Origin of the sequence: Neisseria arctica (assembly GCF_022870905.1) — a bacterium.
In the GTDB taxonomy this organism is placed as follows: Bacteria; Pseudomonadota; Gammaproteobacteria; order Burkholderiales; family Neisseriaceae; genus Neisseria; species Neisseria arctica.
Genome location: NZ_CP091510.1, coordinates 2,190,371 through 2,207,945, shown reverse-complemented (window position 1 = coordinate 2,207,945; position 17,575 = coordinate 2,190,371). Strand labels below are relative to the sequence as shown.

At 45.0% G+C, this 17,575-nt stretch carries 31 protein-coding genes and 1 pseudogene; 30 read left to right on the top strand and 2 right to left on the bottom strand.

Annotation, left to right across the window (positions count from 1 at the left end; genetic code table 11):
• Positions 1–57 precede the first annotated feature (57 nt).
• The 3 genes from oppC to oppF are packed head-to-tail and all read left to right on the top strand — an operon-like array spanning position 58 to position 2,939.
• On the top strand, positions 58–966 hold the full coding sequence (gene oppC, locus LVJ86_RS10220; protein WP_047761005.1) for an oligopeptide ABC transporter permease OppC: 909 nt from the start codon (positions 58–60) through the stop codon (positions 964–966).
• 9 nt (positions 967–975) lie between these two features.
• Positions 976–1,947: an oligopeptide ABC transporter ATP-binding protein OppD gene (gene oppD / locus LVJ86_RS10215; RefSeq protein ID WP_047761004.1), complete on the top strand. Its 972-nt coding sequence runs from the start codon at positions 976–978 to the stop codon at positions 1,945–1,947.
• Positions 1,944–2,939, top strand: a complete 996-nt coding sequence (oppF, locus tag LVJ86_RS10210; RefSeq protein WP_047761003.1) for a murein tripeptide/oligopeptide ABC transporter ATP binding protein OppF — start codon at positions 1,944–1,946, stop codon at positions 2,937–2,939. Before oppD ends, oppF begins: the two co-directional genes overlap by 4 nt.
• Positions 2,940–3,097: 158 nt before the next feature.
• On the opposite strand, the gene LVJ86_RS10205 is transcribed toward oppF, so the two are convergent.
• Positions 3,098–3,415, bottom strand: coding sequence for a hypothetical protein (locus LVJ86_RS10205; RefSeq protein ID WP_047761002.1), 318 nt, complete (start codon positions 3,413–3,415; stop codon positions 3,098–3,100).
• Between the two features lie 159 nt (positions 3,416–3,574).
• On the opposite strand from LVJ86_RS10205, the gene LVJ86_RS10200 reads away from it, so the two are divergent.
• Positions 3,575–4,378 carry a carbon-nitrogen hydrolase family protein gene (locus LVJ86_RS10200; protein ID WP_047761001.1) on the top strand — a complete coding sequence of 268 codons (804 nt, stop codon included), beginning with the start codon at positions 3,575–3,577 and terminating at the stop codon, positions 4,376–4,378.
• A gap of 242 nt (positions 4,379–4,620) precedes the next feature.
• Here LVJ86_RS10200 and LVJ86_RS10195 read toward each other — a convergent pair whose 3' ends face one another.
• A complete protein-coding gene (locus LVJ86_RS10195; RefSeq protein WP_053008333.1) occupies positions 4,621–5,034 on the bottom strand; it encodes an META domain-containing protein in 414 nt (137 codons plus the stop codon).
• A gap of 480 nt (positions 5,035–5,514) precedes the next feature.
• Here LVJ86_RS10195 and rplC point away from each other — a divergent pair.
• The 26 genes and pseudogenes from rplC to rpsD all read left to right on the top strand — a co-directional run bounded on the left by rplC (position 5,515) and on the right by rpsD (position 17,558).
• Positions 5,515–6,160 (top strand): annotated as a pseudogene (rplC, locus tag LVJ86_RS10190) (50S ribosomal protein L3).
• Positions 6,160–6,780 (top strand): 50S ribosomal protein L4, encoded by a 621-nt coding sequence (gene rplD / locus LVJ86_RS10185; protein ID WP_047760999.1) that lies wholly within the window; start codon positions 6,160–6,162, stop codon positions 6,778–6,780. Before rplC ends, rplD begins: the two are co-directional and overlap by 1 nt.
• Positions 6,777–7,091 (top strand): 50S ribosomal protein L23, encoded by a 315-nt coding sequence (gene rplW / locus LVJ86_RS10180; RefSeq protein ID WP_200900171.1) that lies wholly within the window; start codon positions 6,777–6,779, stop codon positions 7,089–7,091. Before rplD ends, rplW begins: the two co-directional genes overlap by 4 nt.
• Before the next feature lie 5 nt (positions 7,092–7,096).
• The gene (rplB, locus tag LVJ86_RS10175) at positions 7,097–7,930 is read left to right on the top strand and encodes a 50S ribosomal protein L2 (RefSeq protein ID WP_047760997.1); all 834 of its coding nucleotides are present in this window, start codon (positions 7,097–7,099) and stop codon (positions 7,928–7,930) included.
• Positions 7,931–7,935: 5 nt separating this feature from the next.
• Positions 7,936–8,214: a 30S ribosomal protein S19 gene (rpsS, locus tag LVJ86_RS10170; RefSeq protein ID WP_002215422.1), complete on the top strand. Its 279-nt coding sequence runs from the start codon at positions 7,936–7,938 to the stop codon at positions 8,212–8,214.
• Positions 8,215–8,222: 8 nt separating this feature from the next.
• Positions 8,223–8,552, top strand: a complete 330-nt coding sequence (gene rplV / locus LVJ86_RS10165) for a 50S ribosomal protein L22 (RefSeq protein WP_047760996.1) — start codon at positions 8,223–8,225, stop codon at positions 8,550–8,552.
• Between the two features lie 9 nt (positions 8,553–8,561).
• The gene (gene rpsC, locus LVJ86_RS10160) at positions 8,562–9,260 is read left to right on the top strand and encodes a 30S ribosomal protein S3 (RefSeq protein WP_047760995.1); all 699 of its coding nucleotides are present in this window, start codon (positions 8,562–8,564) and stop codon (positions 9,258–9,260) included.
• Positions 9,244–9,660 carry a 50S ribosomal protein L16 gene (rplP, locus tag LVJ86_RS10155; RefSeq protein ID WP_047760994.1) on the top strand — a complete coding sequence of 139 codons (417 nt, stop codon included), beginning with the start codon at positions 9,244–9,246 and terminating at the stop codon, positions 9,658–9,660. Before rpsC ends, rplP begins: the two co-directional genes overlap by 17 nt.
• Complete coding sequence (gene rpmC / locus LVJ86_RS10150) at positions 9,660–9,851, top strand: 50S ribosomal protein L29 (protein WP_047760993.1); 192 nt, start codon at positions 9,660–9,662, stop codon at positions 9,849–9,851. Before rplP ends, rpmC begins: the two co-directional genes overlap by 1 nt.
• The gene (rpsQ, locus tag LVJ86_RS10145; protein WP_047760992.1) at positions 9,851–10,114 is read left to right on the top strand and encodes a 30S ribosomal protein S17; all 264 of its coding nucleotides are present in this window, start codon (positions 9,851–9,853) and stop codon (positions 10,112–10,114) included. The genes rpmC and rpsQ overlap by 1 nt, the downstream gene beginning before the upstream one ends.
• A 228-nt stretch (positions 10,115–10,342) precedes the next feature.
• Positions 10,343–10,711 carry a 50S ribosomal protein L14 gene (gene rplN / locus LVJ86_RS10140; protein WP_002215434.1) on the top strand — a complete coding sequence of 123 codons (369 nt, stop codon included), beginning with the start codon at positions 10,343–10,345 and terminating at the stop codon, positions 10,709–10,711.
• Positions 10,712–10,723: 12 nt separating this feature from the next.
• On the top strand, positions 10,724–11,047 hold the full coding sequence (rplX, locus tag LVJ86_RS10135) for a 50S ribosomal protein L24 (RefSeq protein WP_047760991.1): 324 nt from the start codon (positions 10,724–10,726) through the stop codon (positions 11,045–11,047).
• A gap of 15 nt (positions 11,048–11,062) precedes the next feature.
• Complete coding sequence (gene rplE / locus LVJ86_RS10130; protein ID WP_047760990.1) at positions 11,063–11,602, top strand: 50S ribosomal protein L5; 540 nt, start codon at positions 11,063–11,065, stop codon at positions 11,600–11,602.
• 2 nt (positions 11,603–11,604) lie between these two features.
• Positions 11,605–11,910 carry a 30S ribosomal protein S14 gene (gene rpsN, locus LVJ86_RS10125; RefSeq protein WP_047760989.1) on the top strand — a complete coding sequence of 102 codons (306 nt, stop codon included), beginning with the start codon at positions 11,605–11,607 and terminating at the stop codon, positions 11,908–11,910.
• A gap of 15 nt (positions 11,911–11,925) precedes the next feature.
• Complete coding sequence (gene rpsH, locus LVJ86_RS10120) at positions 11,926–12,318, top strand: 30S ribosomal protein S8 (RefSeq protein ID WP_047760988.1); 393 nt, start codon at positions 11,926–11,928, stop codon at positions 12,316–12,318.
• Positions 12,319–12,334: 16 nt separating this feature from the next.
• Positions 12,335–12,868, top strand: coding sequence for a 50S ribosomal protein L6 (rplF, locus tag LVJ86_RS10115; protein ID WP_047760987.1), 534 nt, complete (start codon positions 12,335–12,337; stop codon positions 12,866–12,868).
• Positions 12,869–12,882: 14 nt separating this feature from the next.
• Entirely contained in the window at positions 12,883–13,236 is a 354-nt protein-coding gene (gene rplR / locus LVJ86_RS10110) for a 50S ribosomal protein L18 (protein WP_047760986.1), read from the top strand.
• A 22-nt stretch (positions 13,237–13,258) separates the two neighbouring features.
• Entirely contained in the window at positions 13,259–13,777 is a 519-nt protein-coding gene (gene rpsE, locus LVJ86_RS10105; RefSeq protein WP_047760985.1) for a 30S ribosomal protein S5, read from the top strand.
• Positions 13,770–13,955, top strand: a complete 186-nt coding sequence (gene rpmD / locus LVJ86_RS10100; protein WP_047760984.1) for a 50S ribosomal protein L30 — start codon at positions 13,770–13,772, stop codon at positions 13,953–13,955. The genes rpsE and rpmD overlap by 8 nt, the downstream gene beginning before the upstream one ends.
• Before the next feature lies 1 nt (position 13,956).
• Positions 13,957–14,391 (top strand): 50S ribosomal protein L15, encoded by a 435-nt coding sequence (rplO, locus tag LVJ86_RS10095; RefSeq protein WP_047760983.1) that lies wholly within the window; start codon positions 13,957–13,959, stop codon positions 14,389–14,391.
• A gap of 14 nt (positions 14,392–14,405) precedes the next feature.
• Positions 14,406–15,722 carry a preprotein translocase subunit SecY gene (gene secY / locus LVJ86_RS10090; protein WP_047760982.1) on the top strand — a complete coding sequence of 439 codons (1,317 nt, stop codon included), beginning with the start codon at positions 14,406–14,408 and terminating at the stop codon, positions 15,720–15,722.
• 4 nt (positions 15,723–15,726) lie between these two features.
• Complete coding sequence (infA, locus tag LVJ86_RS10085; protein WP_003684714.1) at positions 15,727–15,945, top strand: translation initiation factor IF-1; 219 nt, start codon at positions 15,727–15,729, stop codon at positions 15,943–15,945.
• Positions 15,946–15,968: 23 nt separating this feature from the next.
• Positions 15,969–16,082 (top strand): 50S ribosomal protein L36, encoded by a 114-nt coding sequence (gene rpmJ / locus LVJ86_RS10080; RefSeq protein ID WP_003697674.1) that lies wholly within the window; start codon positions 15,969–15,971, stop codon positions 16,080–16,082.
• 60 nt (positions 16,083–16,142) lie between these two features.
• Entirely contained in the window at positions 16,143–16,505 is a 363-nt protein-coding gene (gene rpsM / locus LVJ86_RS10075; protein WP_047760981.1) for a 30S ribosomal protein S13, read from the top strand.
• An 18-nt stretch (positions 16,506–16,523) separates the two neighbouring features.
• Entirely contained in the window at positions 16,524–16,919 is a 396-nt protein-coding gene (gene rpsK / locus LVJ86_RS10070) for a 30S ribosomal protein S11 (RefSeq protein ID WP_002216249.1), read from the top strand.
• 18 nt (positions 16,920–16,937) lie between these two features.
• Positions 16,938–17,558 carry a 30S ribosomal protein S4 gene (gene rpsD, locus LVJ86_RS10065; RefSeq protein WP_047760980.1) on the top strand — a complete coding sequence of 207 codons (621 nt, stop codon included), beginning with the start codon at positions 16,938–16,940 and terminating at the stop codon, positions 17,556–17,558.
• The last annotated feature ends 17 nt before the right edge of the window (positions 17,559–17,575 follow it).

Sequence of the window (17,575 nt, the reverse complement as noted above, 5' to 3'; positions counted from 1 at the left end):
TCAGGCCGTCTGAAATATTTTCAGACGGCCTCGATAGATAACGATTAAGAACACATTATGAAACTAACCCAAAACCAGCTTGCCGCCGTGGAAACATTGGCAGAAGCAGCTGAAGTGAAAGGACGTAGCCTTTGGCAGGATGCTTGGCGGCGGTTTAAGCGAAACCGTGCCGCCTTGGCCAGTATGGCGGTATTGATATTGGTAACGGCATTCGTGCTACTGGCTCCTTTGTTTTCACCGTTTGCATATGATTATACCGATTGGGGGGCGATGCAGCAGGCGCCGCAGATGGAGGGCGGACACTATTTCGGTACCGATTCGCTCGGGCGCGATTTGTTGGTGCGTGTGGCCATGGGTGGTCGTATTTCGCTGATGGTGGGTTTGGCGGGCGCGTTGGTGGCCGTATTGTTCGGCACGGTATACGGCGCGGTATCGGGCTTTTTCGGCGGTAAAACCGATATGCTGATGATGCGCTTTTTGGAAATTCTCAACGCCTTTCCGTTCATGTTTTTCGTGATTTTGCTGGTTACCTTTTTCGGCCGTAATTTGGTGCTGATTTTCGTAGCCATCGGTTTGGTGTCATGGCTGGACGTGGCGCGTATCGTGCGCGGTCAAACGCTGAGTCTTAAGCGTAAAGAGTTTGTCGAAGCCGCGGAAGTGGGCGGCGTATCGAAAACGGCGATCGTATTCCGCCATATCGTTCCCAATGTTTTGGGTGTGGTAGTGGTTTATGCTTCTTTGCTGGTGCCGGGCATGATTTTGTTTGAATCGTTCTTGAGCTTTTTGGGCTTGGGCGTTCAGGAACCGATGACCAGTTGGGGTGCCTTGTTGCAAGAGGGCGCACAAACCATGCAGGTGGCACCGTGGCAGATTCTGATCCCGAGCGTGTTTTTGGTAGTCACCCTATTTTGCTTTAACTTTATCGGTGACGGTTTGCGCGATGCGCTCGACCCGAAAGACAGGTAGGAAAACACAATGGCCTTGTTGAGCGTAAAAGATTTACAGGTGGTGTTCCGCACCGAAGACGGCGATGTAACCGCCGTCAACAAACTCAATTTCGATTTGCACGAAGGCGAAACGTTGGGGATAGTCGGCGAGTCCGGCTCGGGCAAATCGCAAACCGCTTTTGCCGTGATGGGTTTGTTGGCGAAAAACGGTAAGGTAAAAGGTTCGGTAAAATTTAACGGGCGGGAATTGGTCGGTTTGCCCGAAAAAGAATTGAATAAAATCCGTGCCAGCGAAATTTCGATGATTTTTCAAGATCCGATGACTTCGCTTAACCCATATATGAAAGTAGGTGCGCAGCTTACCGAAGTGCTGATGCTGCACAAAGGTATGGGTAAGGCCGAGGCGCGGGCCGAAGCCATCCGTATGCTTGAAGCGGTAAAAATCCCCGAGGCAAAAAAGCGTATCGATATGTATCCGCATGAGTTTTCAGGCGGCATGCGCCAACGGGTGATGATTGCCATGGCTTTGCTGTGCCGTCCGAAGCTGTTGATTGCCGATGAGCCGACTACTGCTTTGGATGTGACCGTACAGGCGCAGATTATGGCTTTGCTGAACGATTTGAAACGTGATTTTGGCACGACCATTATTATGATTACCCATGATTTGGGTGTTGTAGCGGGTATTTGTGATCATGTTTTGGTGATGTATGCCGGCAGAACGATGGAGTATGGTGGTATCGAGCAGATTTTCTACCGGCCGACCCATCCTTACACCATCGGTTTGTTGGGGGCTGTGCCGCGGTTGGATGGAGAGGAAGCCGAATTGCCAACCATCGTGGGTAACCCGCCCAATTTGGCGGCATTGCCGCCGGGATGTCCGTTTCAAGCGCGCTGTAATTATGTAACCGATGTGTGTCGGCACAGTGAGCCGCTATTAACGCAACAAGCAGACGGCAGCCGACGCGCCTGTTTTTGGCAGATGGAAGGAGCGGATGTATGAAGCAGACTCAGCCTTTATTACAGGTACGCGATTTACGCGTTGTATTCCGTGTTCGCGAAGCCAAAAGCTGGCCTTGGCAAAAAACCGCTTTGTTGCAGGCTGTGAACGGTGTGTCGTTTGATTTGCAACCGGGAGAAACGCTTGGTGTGGTGGGTGAGTCGGGTTGCGGCAAATCCACTTTGGCGCGGGCGATTATCGGTTTGGTGAAAGCCGAGTCGGGCAGTGTTTTGTGGCAGGGGCAGGATTTGACCAAGCTGGATGCAAAAACACTGCGGTTGAAGCGGCGGGATATCCAAATGATCTTCCAAGATCCGTTAGCATCGCTGAATCCGCGTATGACCGTCGGCGATATTATTGCCGAGCCGCTGCGAACGTTTTACCCCGAACTTGGCAAAGCCGAAGTGATGGCGCGGGTGAAGGAAATGATGGGTAAAGTCGGCTTGCTGCCTAATCAGATTAACCGCTACCCGCATGAGTTTTCGGGCGGCCAATGCCAGCGTATCGGTATTGCTCGTGCCTTGATTTTGAAACCCAAGCTCTTGATTTGTGATGAGCCGGTTTCGGCATTGGACGTATCAATTCAGGCGCAAGTGGTAAATTTGCTTAAGCAGATTCAACGCGAAATGGGCTTGGCGATGATTTTTATCGCCCACGATTTATCAGTGGTGAAGCATATTTCCGACCGTGTATTGGTGATGTATCTGGGGAATGCCGTCGAATTGGGCGAAGACCAGGCTGTATATGGCGCCCCCGCACATCCGTATACGCGTGCTTTGATGAGTGCGGTACCGATTCCTGATCCGAAGATTGAGCGGGGCAAACATATAGAATTGTTGCCGGGTGATTTGCCCAGCCCCCTTAACCCGCCTTCGGGCTGTGTTTTCCGTACACGCTGCCCTGAAGCTATAGAACTGTGTGCCAAAGAAAAACCGCAATTAAAAGGCGGGCCGGCACACCGTGCAGCATGTGTGAAGTATCTCGCCGCAGATTAATATTCTGTTGTTGAAACAAAGTAATAAATGCCGTCTGAAAATTTCAGACGGCATTTTATTTATAGGGAACGCTAAGTCGGCTTTGTAGCCGGCATGGCCTAGAGGTTCGAGTAAAGTTAGGCCTGGGATTTAAAAATCCAAATTGTTTTGTAAAACTCTTAATCGGAAATGCCGACAAACCATCCGCTATCGCCGTTACGTTCTTTACGATTGCGGAAATGCTCGCGTAATGAACCGTTTTGACCGATTGGTGTGTTTTGCTCGAACTGCCAAATCATGTTGCTGCTGCCAATAGGATGGTTGCCGCGTATCCCGATATAGCTGCCTAAATCATCCACGGAGCTGCGGTTGAAGTGCGTGTTGCCGATTTGGGTTTGGGAGACGCTTAGCCCGCTGCGGATAGTACCGTAGAGATTGATATCGGCTAATGCCAGTGCCGGTAAAAGGGCGGTAACAACAAAAGCGGTTTTTTTCATAGCGGTTTTCTTGTACGATGGAAAAAGCAGCATTTATATGCAAGGGAAGGTATTCCCTATCAATTAAGCTAAGATGGATATATATATGCTTTTAAAAGTGTAACAGAACACCTGTCAAAATACCCTAACTAAGTGCAAATCAACGACAAGGAAATCACCATGAAAAATATCCGGGCCGCTGCAGTACAAATGGTATCCTCCACCCGCCCGTCGGATAATATCGCTGCCATGCGCCGCTTGGTTGCCGAGGCTGCGGAAGGTGGAGCCGATTGGGTATTGCTGCCTGAATATTGGCCGATTATGGGGGCGAGTGATACTGATAAATTGGCTTTTGCCGAGCCTTTGGGGAACGGTGATTTTCAGACGGCCATGAGCGAGGCGGCGGGTGAGCACGGTATTGTTTTATTCGGCGGTACAGTGCCTTTAAAAAGTAGTGAGCCGGGTAAGGTTTTGAATACGATGCTGGTATACGGACGAGACGGGCAGTGTATTGGCAGTTACGATAAAATGCATCTTTTTGGCTATTCGGGTTTAGGAGAGCGTTACGCAGAATCGGATACCATTGCAAACGGTAATCGCGTACCCTCATGGGAGATTGAAGGAATAAGGGTGGCTGCGGGTGTTTGCTATGATTTACGCTTTCCTGAATTTTTCCGTGCCCAACTGCCTTTTGATATCATGTTGCTGCCGGCCGCATTTACCTATACGACGGGTAAGGCGCATTGGGAATTGTTGTTGAAAACCCGTGCGGTTGAAAACCAATGTTATTTGATTGCTTCGGGGCAGGGCGGCAAACATGAAAGCGGGCGGCGTACGTTTGGGCATAGCATGATTATTGATCCGTGGGGGGAAGTATTGGCTGTTCTGCCTGAAGGTGAGGGCGTGGTTAGTGCTACTTTGGATGAAGCGCGTTTGTTGAGTGTACGTAACCGTCTGCCTGCATTGGGCCACCGTTGTTTGTAAGTTGGCTAAAAGAATATGCTGGTCAGGGACGTATTCTGATAAAGTCACTTACTGAAAAACACAGGCCGTATGAAAATTTTCAGACGGCCTGTGTTTTTCACTTTTATCGATATTCGATAATTAAACTTTAAATAAAGCAATACCGTTTTGAATGGTACTGACTATGCCGACTCTCATACTGTTAAAAACCATGTTGCATGAGTATTTCACCAGCATTGTGTAGCGGTTGAGGCACGGATAGTTTATTGTTTCGGTATGGCGCGTAATACGGGTTGACGGTTTTTGTCCAGCATTTCAATACCGGTTCCAATTAAGCGGTAACTGTTTACTTTAGGTAGTGCGGCAGATATCAGCACTTCATTGCGCATATCACGACAAGACATACGCGTGGATGCAGGCATCGCAAAATTCAGTTCGTAATTACCCGATAAGCTATAGCTTCCCATTAAATTATTACAATCGGTTTCGGCGGAGAAGTAGCGGTCTTTTCTTAATAATAAAGTTGCGGATGTGTTTTCAATGCGTTCACCGTTGGCTTCGGTAATCTGCCATTGGTTAGCTAAGAGAGGATTGGCAAATGTGCTTTGGGGAACCGGGGCTATAATCGGGATGACGCAGCCGCTTAAAAGCGGCAGTAGTAAGAAAAGCTTTTTCATAGCAAAACATCCTTCGGAATTTATATAAAAATTATCTTTTCAGACGGCTTGTATATATATCGTAAAGTAACTCGTTAAGTTTATTAGAGGATAAATTCTAAACGGGCGAAATACACGAAGAGTGATATGACGACAACTTTTTACGAGTCAATAATTTTATTTTTATTAATGCATGGAGGCAGCAGAGGTTTTATTATGTTTATTATGGTGTTTATATCAGATTGAGAGTTTTTCATGCTTTGAAATGGCTATGTCATGTGCGGATAAGTGCAATTTTGATTAATGAAGCGCATAGGCTTCTTCAGATAAATAAAGTGTTGGTTTATAGCTGTTCCATGATATGTAAAGACAAGATTTTACTTGAAAATTGATTTGTTTTTATGATATATTTCGATGCTTGGTATTTTTACCAAGTATTTATTTTGTCCGAATTGGTCAGCCAATCGTAGCTGATCCCTTTATTTTAAAAGGAAAATAATCATGACTTTAGGTCTGGTTGGACGCAAAGTGGGCATGACCCGCGTGTTTAACGAACAAGGTGCATCTGTTCCGGTAACCGTGTTGGATATGTCTGCTAATCGCGTTACACAAGTAAAATCCAAAGATGCTGACGGTTATGTTGCCGTTCAAGTTACCTTTGGTCAGAAAAAAGCTAACCGCGTAACCAAGGCCGAAGCAGGCCATTTTGCCAAAGCCGGCGTAGAAGCCGGTCGTGGTTTGGTTGAGTTTGCTTTGACTGAGGAAAAATTGGGTGAGCTGAAAGCCGGCGATGAAATCACTGTCGCTATGTTTGAGGCAGGCCAATTGGTTGATGTTACCGGTACCTCTAAAGGTAAAGGTTTTTCCCGGTACTATCAAACGCCATAACTTCGGTTCACAACGTACTTCACACGGTAACTCACGCTCTCACCGTGTTCCTGGTTCTATCGGCCAGGCACAAGATCCGGGTCGTGTATTCCCGGGTAAGCGTATGGCCGGTCAGTACGGCAACACCAAAGCTACCGTTCAATGCTTGGAAGTTATCCGCGTTGATGTAGAGCGTCAGCTGCTTTTGGTTAAAGGTGCGGTACCCGGTTCCGTTAATAGTGACGTAGTAGTGCGTCCTAGCGTGAAAGTAGGTGCGTAATGGAATTGAAAGTAATTGATGCAAAAGGCCAAGTGTCAGGCAGTCTGACTGCTTCTGATGCTTTGTTTGCCCGTGAATACAACGAAGCATTGGTTCATCAGCTGGTAACTGCTTTTTTGGCAAATGCTCGCTCAGGTAACCGTGCCCAAAAAACACGTGCAGAAGTAAAACACTCTACTAAAAAACCATGGCGCCAAAAAGGTACTGGTCGTGCACGTTCCGGTATGACTTCTTCTCCGCTGTGGCGTAGTGGTGGTCGTGCGTTCCCGAATAAGCCGTCTGAAAACTTCACTCAAAAAGTAAACCGTAAAATGTACCGTGCCGGTATGGCTGCTATTTTGTCTCAGCTGGTACGTGACGAGCGTTTATTTGTGATTGACGAATTGTCTGCCGCAACCCCTAAAACCAAAGAGTTTGCCGAACAAGTGAAAAATTTGGGTTTGGAGCAAGTATTGTTCATTACCAAGCAATTGGATGAAAACGTATACCTGTCTTCACGCAATTTGCCGAATGTATTGGTTTTGGAAGCTCAGCAAGCTGATCCTTACAGCCTGTTGCGCTACAAAAAAGTTGTGATCACTAAAGAAGCGGTTGCACAACTGGAGGAGCAATGGGTATGAACCAACAACGCCTGATGCAAGTAATTTTGGCTCCTGTTGTTTCTGAAAAGAGCAACCTGCTGGCCGAGAAACGTAACCAAATGACTTTCAAAGTGTTGCCTAATGCAACTAAGCAAGAAATTAAAGCTGCTGTTGAATTGTTGTTTGGTGTTGAAGTTGCTGCCGTTACTACCGTTACTACAAAAGGTAAGGTAAAACGCTTCGGCCGTACTATTGGTCGTCGCAGCGATGTGAAAAAAGCTTATGTGAGCTTGGCTGCCGGCCAATCGCTGGACTTGGAAGCCGCTGCTGCAGCTGCAGATAAGGAATAAGTAAAATGGCTATTGTAAAAATGAAGCCTACCTCTGCTGGTCGTCGCGGCATGGTTCGCGTTACTGCGGAAGGTTTGCACAAAGGTGCACCTTATGCACCACTGGTTGAAAAGAAAAATTCAACTGCCGGCCGCAACAATAACGGTCATATCACAACTCGTCATAAAGGTGGTGGCCATAAACACCATTACCGCGTAGTGGATTTCAAACGTAACAAAGACGGTATCCCGGCTAAAGTTGAACGTATTGAATATGATCCAAACCGCACTGCATTCATCGCTCTGCTGTGCTATGCCGATGGTGAACGCCGTTACATTATTGCGCCTCGCGGCATTCAGGCTGGTGCAGTATTGCTCTCAGGTTCTGAGGCTGCTATCAAATCAGGTAATACTTTGCCGATTCGCAATATCCCGGTTGGTACCACCATCCACTGTATTGAAATGAAGCCTGGTAAAGGTGCGCAAATCGCGCGTTCTGCTGGTGCGTCTGCCGTATTGTTGGCTAAAGAAGGTGTGTATGCACAAGTGCGTTTGCGTTCTGGCGAAGTGCGTAAAATCCACGTTGATTGCCGTGCCACTATTGGTGAAGTAGGTAATGAAGAGCAAAGCCTGAAGAAAATCGGTAAGGCTGGTGCCAACCGTTGGCGTGGTATTCGCCCGACTGTTCGCGGTGTTGTAATGAACCCGGTTGATCACCCGCATGGTGGTGGTGAGGGTCGTACTGGCGAAGCTCGTGAACCGGTTAGCCCATGGGGTACGCCTTCTAAAGGTTACCGTACTCGTAACAATAAACGCACGGATAATATGATTGTCCGCCGCCGTTATTCAAATAAAGGTTAATTGATATGGCTCGTTCATTAAAAAAAGGCCCATATGTAGACCTGCATTTGCTGAAAAAAGTAGATGCTGCTCGTGCAAGCAACGACAAGCGTCCAATTAAAACTTGGTCGCGCCGTTCTACCATTTTGCCCGATTTTATCGGCTTGACCATCGCTGTTCACAATGGCCGTACACATGTGCCTGTATTTATCAGCGACAATATGGTTGGTCATAAGTTGGGTGAGTTCTCATTGACCCGTACCTTTAAAGGCCACTTGGCTGATAAAAAGGCTAAAAAGAAATAAGGTGAATCATGAGAGTAAGTGCACAACATAAAAACGCCCGCATTTCTGCACAAAAAGCACGCTTGGTTGCAGATTTAATTCGCGGTAAAGATGTTGCCCAAGCCTTGAATATCTTGGCATTCAGCCCGAAAAAAGGCGCTGAGTTAGTTAAAAAAGTGCTGGAATCGGCTATTGCAAATGCCGAACATAATGAAGGTGCTGATATTGACGAATTGAAAGTTGTAACAGTATTTGTGGACAAGGGTCCCAGTCTGAAACGCTTCCAAGCTCGTGCCAAAGGTCGCGGTAACCGCATTGAAAAACAAACTTGTCATATCAATGTGACAGTTGGCAACTAAGGAAAAGCTATGGGACAAAAGATTAACCCTACCGGTTTTCGCTTGGCGGTAACAAAAGACTGGTCTTCTAAGTGGTTTGCCAAAAGTAACGAATTTTCTACTGTCTTGAAGCAAGACATTGATGTTCGCAATTATTTGCGCAAGCGTCTGGCTAATGCATCCGTTGGTCGTGTTGTAATTGAGCGCCCTGCTAAGTCGGCTCGTATTACCATCCATTCAGCTCGCCCGGGTGTAGTAATTGGTAAAAAAGGTGAGGATATTGAAGTGTTGAAGCGTGATCTGCAGGCACTTATGGGTGTTCCTGTTCACGTAAACATTGAAGAGATTCGTAAACCTGAGTTAGATGCTCAAATTATTGCAGATGGCATTGCCCAGCAACTGGAAAAACGTGTTCAATTCCGCCGTGCTATGAAACGTGCAATGCAAAATGCAATGCGTGTTGGTGCTAAAGGTATCAAGATTATGACCTCTGGTCGTCTGAATGGTGCTGATATTGCTCGTAGTGAGTGGTATCGTGAAGGACGTGTGCCGTTGCATACTTTGCGTGCAAACGTGGATTATGCAACTAGCGAAGCGCATACTACTTACGGTGTTTTGGGTTTGAAAGTTTGGGTTTATACTGGCGAAGGTAATGAGAAAGCCCAAGCTAAGCCTGAGCAAGAGAAGAAACAAAGAAAGGCAGGTGGTCGTCATGCTGCAGCCAACTAGAATGAAATACCGCAAGCAGCATAAAGGCCGTAATACAGGTGTTGCTACACGCGGTAATAAAGTTAGCTTTGGTGAATTTGGTCTGAAGGCTGTTGGTCGTGGTCGTTTGACTGCACGTCAGATTGAAGCTGCACGTCGTACTATGACGCGCCACATTAAACGTGGTGGCCGTATTTGGATTCGTGTTTTCCCAGACAAGCCAATTACTGAAAAACCAATCCAGGTCCGTATGGGTGGCGGTAAAGGTTCCGTTGAGTATTATGTTGCTGAAATTAAACCAGGCAAAGTATTATACGAAATGGATGGCGTGCCGGAAGCGTTGGCTCGTGAAGCTTTTGAGCTAGCGGCTGCCAAGTTGCCGATTCCGACTGTATTTGTAGTAAGACAGGTAGGTCAATAATGAAAGCCAATGAATTGAAAGACAAATCTGTTGAGCAATTGAATGCTGATCTGCTTGACTTGCTGAAAGCACAGTTTGGCCTGCGTATGCAGCATGCAACTGGCCAGTTGGCAAAAACCAGCGAGTTGAAAAAAGTACGCCGTAACATTGCTCGTATTAAAACCGTTTTAACTGAAAAAGGTGCCAAGTAATGAGCGAAGTTAAGAATGTTCGTACTTTGCAAGGCAAAGTGGTTAGCGATAAGATGGATAAAACAGTAACTGTATTGGTGGAGCGTAAAGTGAAGCATCCCTTATATGGTAAAATTATCCGTCGTTCTACCAAAATTCATGCTCATGATGAGCAGAATCAATATGGTATTGGTGATGTGGTGGTTATTTCTGAAACTCGCCCGTTGTCAAAGACCAAATCGTGGGTTGTTACCGAATTGGTAGAAAAAGCACGTACTGTTTAAATTTTACGACAGTTTAGTGTGTAGTAAGAAACGAAGTATTGCAGGAATTTTAATTTGCCTGTAAACTTCGTTTCTTATCTTTCAGTTTTCTTCTGAAAGTTTCTTCCCTTCGGGGCCCAAGACTGGTTTACTTGAACCATTAATGGTTTCAGTCGGAGCGTTCAAATTTTCTTTGGGTTGCTCTAATTGAAAGTGGTAAATTAAGTTGGTTTATTTAAAGGTATTAACATGATTCAGATGCAGACCATCTTGGATGTGGCTGACAACTCTGGTGCGCGTCGCGTTATGTGCATTAAGGTGTTAGGCGGATCTAAGCGTCGCTATGCTTCGGTTGGCGACATTATTAAAGTGGCCGTAAAGGATGCGGCGCCACGTGGCCGTGTTAAAAAAGGCGATGTGTACAATGCTGTAGTTGTTCGTACTGCAAAAGGTGTTCGTCGTCCTGATGGGGCGTTAATTAAATTTGACAACAATGCTGCAGTATTGTTGAACAATAAGTTGGAGCCTTTGGGTACACGTATTTTTGGCCCGGTTACCCGTGAATTGCGTACTGAGCGATTCATGAAAATCGTTTCATTGGCACCCGAAGTTTTATAAGAGAGGCTAGCAATGAATAAGATTATTAAAGGTGATCAAGTTGTCGTGATTGCCGGTAAAAATAAAGGCAAGCAAGGTCAAGTTGTCCGTGTTTTAGGTGAGAAAGTGGTGGTTCAGGGTGTAAACACTGTTAAACGTCATCAAAAGCCTAATCCTATGCGTGGTGTTGAAGGTGGTATTGTTGCTAAAGATATGCCTTTGGCAATTTCGAATGTGGCCATCTTTAATCCTGAAACTAAAAAAGCGGATCGTGTTGGCATTAAATTGGTTGAAAGCGAAGGCAAAGTAAAACGCATTCGTGTATTCAAATCCAATGGTGCGGAAATCGGTGCGTAAGGGAGTTGAACTAACATGGCACGTTTGAAAGAATTTTATACAAGCACTGTTGTACCTGAATTGATTAAGCAGTTTGGCTATAAATCAATTATGGAAGTGCCTCGTATTGAAAAAATCACCTTAAATATGGGTGTTGGTGAGGCGGTTACAGATAAAAAAGTAATGGAGCATGCCGTTTCTGATTTGGAAAAAATTGCAGGTCAGAAGCCAGTAGTAACTGTTGCTCGCAAATCAATTGCAGGCTTCAAAATCCGTGATAACTATCCAGTTGGATGTAAAGTAACTCTACGTCGTGACCAAATGTTTGAATTTTTGGATCGCTTGGTGACTATTGCTCTGCCTCGTGTACGTGATTTTCGTGGTGTAAGCGGTAAATCATTTGATGGTCGTGGTAATTACAACATGGGTGTTCGTGAGCAAATCATTTTTCCAGAAATTGAATACGATAAAATTGATGCTTTGCGCGGTTTGAATATTACCATCACTACTACGGCTAAGACCGATGAAGAAGCAAAAGCATTGCTGTCACTATTTAAGTTTCCGTTTAAAGGATAAACATGGCTAAGAAAGCACTTATAAATCGTGAATTGAAGCGTGCTGCATTGGCAAAAAAATATGCCGCTAAACGTGAGGCTATTTTTGCTGTAATCAATGATTCTAGCGCTACTCCTGAAGAGCGTTTTGAAGCTCGTTTGAAATTGCAAGCAATTCCCCGAAATGCCGCTCCGGTTCGTCAGCGTCGTCGTTGCGCTCTAACAGGTCGTCCTCGTGGCACATTCCGTAAATTTGGCTTGGGCCGTACTAAAATCCGTGAAATCGCTATGCGTGGCGAAATTCCGGGCGTTATTAAAGCCAGCTGGTAATAGGAGTTAAAATAAATGAGTATGCATGATCCTATTTCCGATATGTTGACCCGTATTCGCAATGCTCAGCGTGCGAATAAAGTTGCTGTAGCAATGCCCTCTTCGAAACTGAAATGTGCTATCGCTAAGGTATTGAAAGAGGAAGGTTATATCGAAGATTTTGCTGTTTCTACAGATGTGAAGCCGGTACTAGAAATTCACTTGAAATACTATGCAGGTCGCCCTGTCATTGAGCAAATCAAACGTGTATCTCGCCCTGGTCTGCGTGTATACAAAGGCTCAGATGAAATCCCAACTGTGATGAATGGTTTAGGGGTTGCGATTGTTAGCACTTCTAAAGGTGTGATGACTGATCGTAAAGCTCGTGCTGCGGGTATTGGCGGTGAGTTATTGTGCGTGGTTGCCTAATAAGGGAGAGTTTTAGATGTCTCGCGTAGCGAAAAATCCAGTAACTGTTCCTGCTGGCGTAGAAGTAAAATTTGGAACAGATAAATTGACAGTAAAAGGCAAAAATGGCGAGTTGTCATTACCCTTGACTGCCGATGTATCTATTGAGCTGAATGAAGGTCAGTTAACTTTTTCAGCTGCTAACAACAGTAAACATGCAGGTGCCATGTCTGGTACGATCCGTGCTTTAGTAGCCAATATGGTGAAAGGTGTATCAGAAGGTTTTGAAAAGAAACTTCAGCTGATTGGCGTGGGCTATCGTGCACAGGCGCAAGGAACCACATTAAATTTGTCTTTGGGCTTTTCTCATCCTATTGTTTATGAGATGCCGGAAGGTGTCGCCGTGCAAACTCCTTCACAGACAGAGATTGTGCTGACTGGTGCAGATAAACAAGTTGTCGGTCAGGTTGCAGCTGAGATTCGCAACTTCCGTCCGCCTGAGCCTTATAAAGGTAAAGGTGTTCGCTATGTCGGTGAAGTCGTAGTGATGAAAGAAGCTAAGAAGAAATAATTGAGGCCTTACTAATGAATAAACATGCGACAAGACTCCGCCGTGCACGCAAAACCCGTGCCCGTATTGCGGATTTAAAAATGGTAAGATTGTGCGTGTTCCGTACAAATAGCCATATTTATGCCCAAATCATCAGTGCTGAGGGTGATAAAGTATTGGCTCAGGCTTCTACTTTGGAAGCAGAGGTGCGTGATAGCCTGAAGTCCGGTGGTAACGTTGAAGCTGCAGCTTTAATTGGTAAGCGTATTGCTGAAAAAGCAAAAGCTGCCGGTGTGGAAAAAGTTGCATTTGATCGCTCTGGTTTTCAATATCACGGTCGTGTAAAAGCTTTGGCTGAAGCTGCACGTGAAAACGGTTTGAGCTTCTAATAAAGATTTTGGAGACCTTGAGATGGCAAAACATGAAATTGAAGAACGCGGTGACGGCTTGGTAGAAAAAATGGTTGCCGTTAACCGTGTCACTAAGGTAGTAAAAGGTGGCCGTATTATGGCTTTTTCTGCCTTGACAGTAGTTGGTGATGGCGATGGTCGTATTGGTATGGGTAAAGGTAAATCGAAAGAGGTTCCTGTAGCCGTACAAAAAGCTATGGATCAAGCACGCCGTAATATGATCAAAGTACCGTTGAAAAATGGCACTATTCACCATGAAGTAATTGGCCGCCATGGTGCGACTCGTGTCTTTATGCAACCTGCCAAAGAAGGTAGTGGTGTAAAGGCTGGTGGACCAATGCGTTTGGTATTTGATGCAATGGGTATTCATAATATTTCCGCAAAAGTACACGGCTCTACTAATCCATATAATATTGTACGTGCAACTTTGGATGGCTTGTCAAAACTATATACTCCTGCTGATATTGCAGCAAAACGCGGCTTGACCGTAGAACAAATTTTGGGAGCTGAGCATGAGTGAGCAAAAAAAGATTAAAGTGACTTTGGCTAAAAGCTTGATTGGTACTATTGAGTCACATCGTGCTTGTGCTCGTGGTTTGGGTCTACGCCGTCGTGAACATACTGTTGAAGTATTGGATACCCCCGAAAATCGTGGCATGATCAATAAGATCAGCTACCTTTTGAAAGTGGAGTCATAACATGTTTTTAAATACTATTCAGCCTGCAGAAGGTGCTACTCATGCAAAGCGCCGCGTTGGTCGTGGTATTGGTAGCGGTTTAGGTAAAACTGCGGGCCGTGGTCATAAGGGCCAAAAAAGTCGTGCAGGCGGTTTTCATAAAGTAGGATTTGAAGGCGGTCAAATGCCTTTACAACGCCGTTTGCCTAAGCGTGGCTTTAAATCTTTGACAGCATCTTCAGCTGCGGAAGTTCGTTTAGGTGAGCTTGCATTGGTTGCTGTAGAAGAAATTGATGTTCTATCACTTAAGCAGGCTGGTTTGGTTTCAGCTAATGCATTGAGTGTTAAAGTTATTGCTTCTGGTGAAATTAATAAGGCAGTGACTTTGAAAGGCATTAAAGCAACTAAAGGTGCCAAAGCTGCAATTGAAGCTGCTGGTGGTAAAGTAGAAGAGTAAAGCTAGGATCGAACGTGGCTAATCGACAATCTTCATCAGAGCTATCTAAGTTTGGTGAGCTGAAAAACCGGTTATTATTTTTGTTGGGGGCGCTCATTGTATTTCGTATTGGAGCCCACATTCCTGTTCCGGGTGTAGATGCAGTCGCGTTGGCTAAGCTATATGAAAGCGCAAGTAGCGGCATGTTGGGCATGTTGAACATGTTTTCCGGCGGGTCGCTAGAGCGCTTTAGTATCTTTGCTATCGGCATAATGCCATATATCTCGGCTTCTATTATCGTACAACTGGCCTCTGAAATCTTTCCCTCCTTAAAAGCTTTGAAAAAAGAAGGTGAAGCAGGTCGCCGAGTTATTACGAAATATACCCGATATGGCACTGTATTGCTGGCTGTTTTCCAAAGTTTTGGTGTTGCTACATTTGTATATCAGCAAAATATTGTTGTTGCTCCTCAATTTGAATTTTTTGCATCAACTATTATTTGTTTGGTAACAGGAACCATGTTTTTGATGTGGTTAGGTGAGCAAATTACTGAACGTGGTATAGGCAATGGTATTTCATTGATCATTGCGGCAGGCATTGCAGCAGGTATCCCAGCAGGCATTTCTAAGCTTTTGACGCTAACTAGCCAAGGTTCTATGAGCATGTTGGCGGCTGTGGCAATTGTAATAGGTGCTTTATTGCTGGTATATATAGTTGTAGTTTTTGAAAGTGCCCAAAGAAAGATTCCTGTACATTACGCTAAGAGGCAAGTTGGTAGTAGCCGTTTTGTTCAAGGCCAAGCTACGCATATGCCATTTAAATTAAATATGGCAGGGGTTATTCCACCTATTTTTGCTTCTAGCATCATTATGTTTCCGGCAACTATTTTGGGATTGTTTGGGGCGGCTAACACAGATAGTTGGTTACATAAAACTGCTGCTGTATTGCAGCATGGCCAACCTATATATATTTTGCTATTTGCTGCAACAATTATTTTCTTTTGTTATTTTTATACGGCATTGGTTTTTAGTCCGAGAGAAATGGCTGAGAATTTGAAAAAAAGCGGAGCATTTGTGCCAGGTATTCGCCCCGGCGAGCAAACTTCAAAATATTTGGAAAAAGTAGTACTTCGGTTAACTTTTTTTGGTGCTTTATATATCACAATTATCTGTTTGATTCCTGAGTTCTTAACTACTGCGGTAAATGTTCCTTTTTATTTAGGTGGAACCTCTTTGCTGATCTTAGTGGTTGTGACTATGGATTTTAGTACACAAATTGCATCTTATCGGATGACTCAGCAATATGAGCATTTGATGAAGCGCTCAGATATGAAATCATTGTCTCGTAAATAAAACTATGGCTAAAGAAGATACCATACAAATGCAGGGTGAGATTTTAGAAACCTTGCCAAATGCAACATTCAAGGTAAAACTTGAGAATGATCATGTAGTACTTGGTCATATATCGGGAAAAATGCGGATGCACTATATCCGAATCTCTCCAGGTGATAAGGTTACTGTTGAGCTAACACCTTATGACTTAACTCGTGCTCGTATTGTATTCCGGGCCCGGTAATTACATAAAGAAAGGATTAAGTAATGCGTGTACAACCTTCCGTTAAGAAAATTTGCCGTAATTGCAAGATTATTCGCCGTAATCGTGTAGTACGTGTAATTTGTACTGACCCTCGCCACAAACAACGTCAAGGCTAATTTTGCTTTGGCAATAAAATCGTGGTATAGTAAAAGACTTTTTGCCCTAAAGGAAAAAATATGGCTCGTATTGCAGGGGTAAATATCCCTAATAACGCCCATATCGTAATTGGTTTGCAAGCCATTTATGGTATTGGTGCTACTCGTGCTAAGTTGATTTGTGAGGCTGCTGGTATAGTGGCTAGCACTAAAGTAAAAGACTTGGACGAGAACCAGTTAGATGCTTTACGTGAACAAGTTGCCAAGTATGAAGTAGAAGGTGATTTGCGCCGCGAAGTGACTATGAGTATCAAGCGCTTGATGGATATGGGATGCTATCGTGGCTTTCGTCATCGCCGCGGCTTGCCGTGCCGTGGCCAACGCACCCGTACCAATGCCCGTACCCGTAAAGGTCCGCGCAAAGCGATTGCCGGTAAGAAATAATTTTTAAGGATTTGATTAATGGCTAAAGCAAACACAGCCTCGCGTGTACGTAAAAAAGTACGCAAAACCGTAAGTGAAGGTATTGTGCATGTACATGCATCTTTTAACAATACCATCATTACTATCACTGACCGTCAAGGCAATGCATTGTCTTGGGCTACCTCTGGCGGCGCTGGTTTTAAAGGTTCGCGTAAAAGTACACCATTTGCAGCTCAAGTAGCTGCGGAAGCCGCTGGTAAAGTTGCCCAAGAGTATGGCGTTAAAAATTTAGAAGTTCGCATTAAAGGCCCTGGCCCCGGTCGTGAATCTTCTGTTCGTGCGCTCAACGCTCTTGGCTTCAAGATTACCAGCATTACCGACGTTACCCCGTTGCCTCATAACGGTTGCCGTCCGCCTAAAAAACGTCGTATTTAATATTGGAGTGATTGAGATATGGCACGTTATATCGGCCCAAAATGTAAATTATCCCGCCGTGAAGGCACAGATTTATTTTTGAAGAGTGCACGTCGCTCTTTAGAATCTAAATGTAAATTAGATTCTGCCCCTGGGCAGCATGGTGCACGTAAGCCCCGCTTGTCTGATTATGGTTTACAATTGCGTGAGAAACAAAAAATTCGCCGTATTTACGGAGTGTTGGAGCGCCAATTCCGTCGTTATTTTGCAGAGGCTTCTCGCCGCAAAGGTTCTACGGGTGAGTTGCTGCTGCAATTGTTAGAGTCACGTTTGGATAATGTGGTATATCGAATGGGTTTTGGTTCTACCCGTGCAGAAGCTCGTCAATTGGTATCCCACAAAGCTATTACCGTAAACGGTCAGGTTGTAAATATCCCTTCTTTCCAGGTGAAGGCAGGCGATGTGGTTGCCGTTCGCGAAAAAGCAAAAAAACAAGTTCGTATTCAAGAAGCTTTGGGCTTGGCTGCTCAAATCGGTATGCCTTCTTGGGTTGCTGTTGATGCGAACAAAATGGAAGGTGTATTCAAAAATATGCCTGATCGCTCAGAGTTAACTGGCGATATTAATGAACAGCTGGTGGTTGAGTTCTACTCTAAATAACGCTAGCTCAGTGAGGG

Coding starts and splice junctions, on each gene's coding strand:
- oppC (WP_047761005.1), top strand. CDS start 58: ATGAAACTAACCCAAAACCAGCTTGCCGCCGTGGAAACATTGGCAGAA.
- oppD (WP_047761004.1), top strand. CDS start 976: ATGGCCTTGTTGAGCGTAAAAGATTTACAGGTGGTGTTCCGCACCGAA.
- oppF (WP_047761003.1), top strand. CDS start 1,944: ATGAAGCAGACTCAGCCTTTATTACAGGTACGCGATTTACGCGTTGTA.
- LVJ86_RS10205 (WP_047761002.1), bottom strand. CDS start 3,415: ATGAAAAAAACCGCTTTTGTTGTTACCGCCCTTTTACCGGCACTGGCA.
- LVJ86_RS10200 (WP_047761001.1), top strand. CDS start 3,575: ATGAAAAATATCCGGGCCGCTGCAGTACAAATGGTATCCTCCACCCGC.
- LVJ86_RS10195 (WP_053008333.1), bottom strand. CDS start 5,034: ATGAAAAAGCTTTTCTTACTACTGCCGCTTTTAAGCGGCTGCGTCATC.
- rplD (WP_047760999.1), top strand. CDS start 6,160: ATGGAATTGAAAGTAATTGATGCAAAAGGCCAAGTGTCAGGCAGTCTG.
- rplW (WP_200900171.1), top strand. CDS start 6,777: ATGAACCAACAACGCCTGATGCAAGTAATTTTGGCTCCTGTTGTTTCT.
- rplB (WP_047760997.1), top strand. CDS start 7,097: ATGGCTATTGTAAAAATGAAGCCTACCTCTGCTGGTCGTCGCGGCATG.
- rpsS (WP_002215422.1), top strand. CDS start 7,936: ATGGCTCGTTCATTAAAAAAAGGCCCATATGTAGACCTGCATTTGCTG.
- rplV (WP_047760996.1), top strand. CDS start 8,223: ATGAGAGTAAGTGCACAACATAAAAACGCCCGCATTTCTGCACAAAAA.
- rpsC (WP_047760995.1), top strand. CDS start 8,562: ATGGGACAAAAGATTAACCCTACCGGTTTTCGCTTGGCGGTAACAAAA.
- rplP (WP_047760994.1), top strand. CDS start 9,244: ATGCTGCAGCCAACTAGAATGAAATACCGCAAGCAGCATAAAGGCCGT.
- rpmC (WP_047760993.1), top strand. CDS start 9,660: ATGAAAGCCAATGAATTGAAAGACAAATCTGTTGAGCAATTGAATGCT.
- rpsQ (WP_047760992.1), top strand. CDS start 9,851: ATGAGCGAAGTTAAGAATGTTCGTACTTTGCAAGGCAAAGTGGTTAGC.
- rplN (WP_002215434.1), top strand. CDS start 10,343: ATGATTCAGATGCAGACCATCTTGGATGTGGCTGACAACTCTGGTGCG.
- rplX (WP_047760991.1), top strand. CDS start 10,724: ATGAATAAGATTATTAAAGGTGATCAAGTTGTCGTGATTGCCGGTAAA.
- rplE (WP_047760990.1), top strand. CDS start 11,063: ATGGCACGTTTGAAAGAATTTTATACAAGCACTGTTGTACCTGAATTG.
- rpsN (WP_047760989.1), top strand. CDS start 11,605: ATGGCTAAGAAAGCACTTATAAATCGTGAATTGAAGCGTGCTGCATTG.
- rpsH (WP_047760988.1), top strand. CDS start 11,926: ATGAGTATGCATGATCCTATTTCCGATATGTTGACCCGTATTCGCAAT.
- rplF (WP_047760987.1), top strand. CDS start 12,335: ATGTCTCGCGTAGCGAAAAATCCAGTAACTGTTCCTGCTGGCGTAGAA.
- rplR (WP_047760986.1), top strand. CDS start 12,883: ATGAATAAACATGCGACAAGACTCCGCCGTGCACGCAAAACCCGTGCC.
- rpsE (WP_047760985.1), top strand. CDS start 13,259: ATGGCAAAACATGAAATTGAAGAACGCGGTGACGGCTTGGTAGAAAAA.
- rpmD (WP_047760984.1), top strand. CDS start 13,770: ATGAGTGAGCAAAAAAAGATTAAAGTGACTTTGGCTAAAAGCTTGATT.
- rplO (WP_047760983.1), top strand. CDS start 13,957: ATGTTTTTAAATACTATTCAGCCTGCAGAAGGTGCTACTCATGCAAAG.
- infA (WP_003684714.1), top strand. CDS start 15,727: ATGGCTAAAGAAGATACCATACAAATGCAGGGTGAGATTTTAGAAACC.
- rpmJ (WP_003697674.1), top strand. CDS start 15,969: ATGCGTGTACAACCTTCCGTTAAGAAAATTTGCCGTAATTGCAAGATT.
- rpsM (WP_047760981.1), top strand. CDS start 16,143: ATGGCTCGTATTGCAGGGGTAAATATCCCTAATAACGCCCATATCGTA.
- rpsK (WP_002216249.1), top strand. CDS start 16,524: ATGGCTAAAGCAAACACAGCCTCGCGTGTACGTAAAAAAGTACGCAAA.
- rpsD (WP_047760980.1), top strand. CDS start 16,938: ATGGCACGTTATATCGGCCCAAAATGTAAATTATCCCGCCGTGAAGGC.